This is a genomic window from Providencia sp. PROV182 (genome assembly GCF_028480325.1).
Taxonomy (GTDB): Bacteria; Pseudomonadota; Gammaproteobacteria; order Enterobacterales; family Enterobacteriaceae; genus Providencia; species Providencia hangzhouensis.
Genome location: NZ_JAMPOL010000037.1, coordinates 1 through 4,360 on the forward strand (window position 1 = coordinate 1; position 4,360 = coordinate 4,360).

3 protein-coding genes, 5 tRNA genes and 1 rRNA gene are annotated in these 4,360 nt (G+C 38.6%); 1 reads left to right on the forward strand and 8 read right to left on the reverse strand.

What is annotated here, in order from left to right; genetic code table 11:
• Positions 1–118: 118 nt before the first annotated feature.
• The 4 genes from PR834_RS20305 to PR834_RS20320 form a co-directional block, all read right to left on the reverse strand.
• Positions 119–194: transfer RNA gene (locus PR834_RS20305), tRNA-Thr, on the reverse strand.
• Between the two features lie 6 nt (positions 195–200).
• Positions 201–275: transfer RNA gene (locus PR834_RS20310), tRNA-Gly, on the reverse strand.
• 75 nt (positions 276–350) lie between these two features.
• Positions 351–435 (reverse strand) — tRNA-Tyr (locus PR834_RS20315).
• A 15-nt stretch (positions 436–450) separates the two neighbouring features.
• Positions 451–526, reverse strand: a tRNA-Thr gene (locus tag PR834_RS20320).
• Positions 527–952: 426 nt separating this feature from the next.
• On the opposite strand from PR834_RS20320, the gene coaA reads away from it, so the two are divergent.
• Positions 953–1,903, forward strand: a complete 951-nt coding sequence (gene coaA / locus PR834_RS20325) for a type I pantothenate kinase (RefSeq protein ID WP_272525739.1) — start codon at positions 953–955, stop codon at positions 1,901–1,903.
• Between the two features lie 39 nt (positions 1,904–1,942).
• Here the strand turns inward: coaA and birA are convergent, their stop codons facing one another.
• The 4 genes from birA to PR834_RS20345 all read right to left on the reverse strand — a co-directional run bounded on the left by birA (position 1,943) and on the right by PR834_RS20345 (position 4,321).
• Positions 1,943–2,917, reverse strand: a complete 975-nt coding sequence (gene birA, locus PR834_RS20330) for a bifunctional biotin--[acetyl-CoA-carboxylase] ligase/biotin operon repressor BirA (protein ID WP_272525740.1) — start codon at positions 2,915–2,917, stop codon at positions 1,943–1,945.
• Complete coding sequence (murB, locus tag PR834_RS20335; RefSeq protein ID WP_272525741.1) at positions 2,914–3,948, reverse strand: UDP-N-acetylmuramate dehydrogenase; 1,035 nt, start codon at positions 3,946–3,948, stop codon at positions 2,914–2,916. Before murB ends, birA begins: the two co-directional genes overlap by 4 nt.
• Positions 3,949–4,103: 155 nt before the next feature.
• Positions 4,104–4,219 (reverse strand): 5S ribosomal RNA (gene rrf, locus PR834_RS20340).
• A gap of 26 nt (positions 4,220–4,245) precedes the next feature.
• Positions 4,246–4,321, reverse strand: a tRNA-Thr gene (locus PR834_RS20345).
• Positions 4,322–4,360 lie beyond the last annotated feature (39 nt).

The following is a 4,360-nucleotide window of genomic DNA, read 5'->3' on the forward strand; positions in this document are numbered from 1 at the left end:
TTAGATTGTCCCTCTAAGACACGGAATCGGTGGTTAAACCACATCAACCAAGCAAGAATTATTTCGCTTGTTTTTTTCAGGAGACAAATCAGGGAGATAAGTGAGAACATAAAGGAAGTGGTGCTGATAGGCAGATTCGAACTGCCGACCTCACCCTTACCAAGGGTGTGCTCTACCAACTGAGCCATATCAGCACATCTTGGAGCGGGCAGCGGGAATCGAACCCGCATCATCAGCTTGGAAGGCTGAGGTAATAGCCATTATACGATGCCCGCAATGAACTCGGCTACCTGAGTTATCAGCTGTTAAACTGTTCCTCAAAATTTTCTCTTAAGAAAATTTCTTGGAGATGGTGGTGGGAGAAGGATTCGAACCTTCGAAGTCTGTGACGGCAGATTTACAGTCTGCTCCCTTTGGCCGCTTGGGTATCCCACCTATCCAAATTTTTAATGGTGCCGGCACCAAGAGTCGAACTCGGGACCTACTGATTACAAGTCAGTTGCTCTACCAACTGAGCTATGCCGGCATCAAGTGCTGCGCATTCTAGGTAGAGTCGGCGCAGGTTGCAACAAAAAAATTAACTTTTTTGTTTGTTCGCTCACATTTTGTTCGCTTTTCGCATTTTTGTTGATTTTTTAACTGCTTTAAGCTTAAAACATCAACAACAGCTGTTAACTATAGTCCATTATCATTTGGTCAGTAAAGGGAGAAAAAGGCTTAAAATTTTTAAAATTATTATTTTTTATTCGATATCACAGTTTTACCCTCTTATTCTTAGGTGTTTTTTTCATCACTCAGTATCATTTTTTCTGCCTGCATCAAAAAAAACTGATAAAAAATAGAAAAAAACCTACGCCTCCCCACTTTCCCTCGCTATGATGCTAGCAAATTTTATGGATACGGGTGTTTAGGCAACCTGTCCAACCTGCATAAAATAGGCAGATGTTGGTTTATGAAAAAGAAAGAAAATTTTATTACTACGCCATACTTAGAGTTTGATAGAGAACACTGGGCAACTTTACGTGATTCAGTACCGCTTACATTAACATCGAGTGAACTTCTAGAGTTAAAAGGGATTAACGAAGAACTCTCTATGGAAGATGTTATAGAAATTTATCTACCTTTATCGCGTTTACTGAATTTTTATATTAGTTCAAACTTACGTCGTCAGGCTGTTCTAGAGCAATTCCTTGGAACTAATGGCGCAAAAGTGCCTTATATTATTGGTATAGCAGGTAGTGTAGCCGTTGGTAAAAGTACAACAGCACGTTTGCTGCAAGCGCTACTCACTCGTTGGCCTGAACACCGTAAAGTCGACTTGATCACAACTGATGGTTTTTTACATCCTAATCAAGTATTAAAAGATAGGAATATCATGAAGAAAAAAGGTTTTCCGCAATCTTATGATATGCGAAAACTAGTCAACTTCGTGTCGCAAATAAAATCAGGTGCACGTAATGTTAAGGCTCCGGTTTATTCGCATTTAACGTATGATATTGTCCCTGATGAAGAACAGGTAATTGATCAACCTGATATTTTAATACTCGAAGGGCTGAATGTCTTACAAAGTGATATGGATTATCCACAAGACCCCCATCATGTATTTGTATCTGACTTTGTTGATTTCTCCATTTATGTTGATGCTGCACCTGAATTATTAAAGCAATGGTATATCGGTCGGTTCCTTAAATTTAGGCAAGGTGCATTCTCAGATCCTGACTCTTACTTCCATAGTTATTCTAAACTTAGGGAAGAAGAGGCAATTAATATTGCTAGCTCTATTTGGGATGAAATTAATGGGCTAAACCTTGAAGAAAATATATTACCAACAAAGGAAAGAGCCAGTTTAATTATGACTAAAGGTCAGAATCATTCTATTCAGAGTGTTAGATTAAGAAAGTGATTATTTATATTGGCCGGTTTCTCCCCGGCCAGTAATATATTATTCATTTGGCCTTAAGGATATTTCACCACCAATATAGGAAATTATTTCGCCATTATCCTTCTGTAGCAATAATGCACCTTGCTCATTAATCCCACGTTCAATTCCCGTTATTATTTCGCTGCCAATCAATAACTTAACATTTCTATTTAAAAAATTATCTAACTCAATCCATCTTTCTAAAAATGGTTTTAGCCCTTCTTTTTCAAATAAAACCAATGAACTCCTCAAAGCTTGGATTATATTTGCTGATAATTCATTTCTCTCTATATTTTCAAATTCGTCAGATAGAGAGGACCAGGCTTGAGTTATGTTTTCGCTACTGTCAGAATTTTCTTTATTCATGCCAATATTAATACCAATACCGATAATAATATGAGCTGCATCCCCTGTTTTACCCGTTAATTCAACCAAAATTCCTGCAAGCTTTTTATCATTCATATATAGGTCATTAGGCCATTTGACTTTGACTTTATTACCAATTAATTTATTTAACGTTTCAGCGACAACAATACCAACAACTAAGCTTAACCCTATTGCCGCCGCAGGGCCTTGGTCTAATTTCCAGTACATGGATAAGTAAAGGTTACATCCAAATGGTGATATCCATTGCCTTCCTCTTCTGCCTCGTCCAGCACTTTGATACTCAGCAAGACACGTATCCCCTGACTGTAATTCAGTAATTCTCTCCAACATGTACTGATTAGTAGAATCAATAACAGGTTCAACTATAATATTTACGTCATCAACTCGCTGTTTTATTGTATCTTCGTTGAGTAGATTAATAGGATAAGGTAACTTATACCCTTTACCAGTTACCGTTTGTACATTCACTCCCCACGAACGTAGCGTTTTTATATGCTTATTGATCGCTGCGCGGGTCATTCCTAGTTTATCTCCTAGCTGTTCTCCTGAATGCACTTGTGCATCGGCCAAGATATTTATGAGATCTAGTGGGGTGTTTCTTTCTTTCATTGAATACATTCCATTGCGTTGATTTCGCCATTTTTACCAATAAACCTGACCTCTGGCTCTAAATGTATACCAAAACGCTCTAAAACCTTTTGGCTCACATATTTTGCTAGATTGACAATATCTTGCCCTGTTGCTCGGTTTTTATTGATTAAAACCAATGCTTGCTGTTTATGTACCGCAGCACCACCGATTTCATGACCTTTCAGACCACATTGGTCGATAAGCCACCCTGCTGCTAGCTTTACGCTTCCATCTTCTTGGTTATATTGAGGACAATTAGGATAAGCTATTTTTATGGCTTGTGCTTTTTCTGCTGAAATAATAGGATTTTTAAAGAAACTCCCTGCATTACCTGTTATTGCCGGATCAGGTAATTTACTTCTACGCGTTTGGCATACAGAGTTAAATACTTGTTCTGGCGTTACTGTATTGGGGTCAAGTTGAGCAAGGTCACCATACATAAGCTTAGGCGTCCATTCTTTAGCAAGTTTTAACCCAACACTGACAATGACATAGTCATATTGATATTCATGCTTAAAAATACTATCACGGTAGCCAAACTGGCACTCTGCAGTTGTTAGCCGTGTTACTTTAGCCGTCTCTAAAGAAAGTACATCAACATACTCACATATATCTTTTAGCTCTAAACCATAAGCACCAATATTTTGAATGGGCGCAGAGCCTACACAACCTGGAATCAATGCTAAATTTTCTGCACCACAAACACCTTCACTCAATAAAGTTTCAAGTAATTGATGCCAATTTTCACCTGCTTGGGCATGAACATACCAATAGCTGCTATCTTCTGTTATTTGTATACCCTTTAGCTGATTGATAATTACTACACCTGCGAAGTCTTCAACAAATAGAACATTGCTTCCCCCTCCTAATAATAATACTGGGAGTTGCTGATTTTTAGCCTCGCTCCATTGCTGGAGTAGAGATTCTTGGTTATCCACAAAAACAATTGATAGTGCTTTTGCTTGAATGCCAAAGCTATTAAATGATTTAAGTTCAGACGTTAGGTTCATTACAGCCTTCAGTACAAATAAAACAAAGATAAGATAAGTCTATCAGGCTGGATTAAGAGTGAATAGCAGGATTAAGAAAATAAGATAATTAGTGAAAATTATTCTATTAGTAGAATGCAAAAAGCCACCCAATGGGTGGCTTCTTTATATTTAAAACCTAGCAGTTCCCTACTCTCACATGGGGAGACCCCATACTACCATCGGCGCTACGGCGTTTCACTACTGAGTTCGGCATGGGGTCAGGTGGGACCACCGCGCTATTGCCGCTAGGTAAATTCTTTTTAAATGCCGATTATATGGTGCTGATACCCAGATTCGAACTGGGGACCTCACCCTTACCAAGGGTGTGCTCTACCAACTGAGCCATATCAGCAATATGGTGCGGTCAGTCAGTACTGACACAACCTTAAAA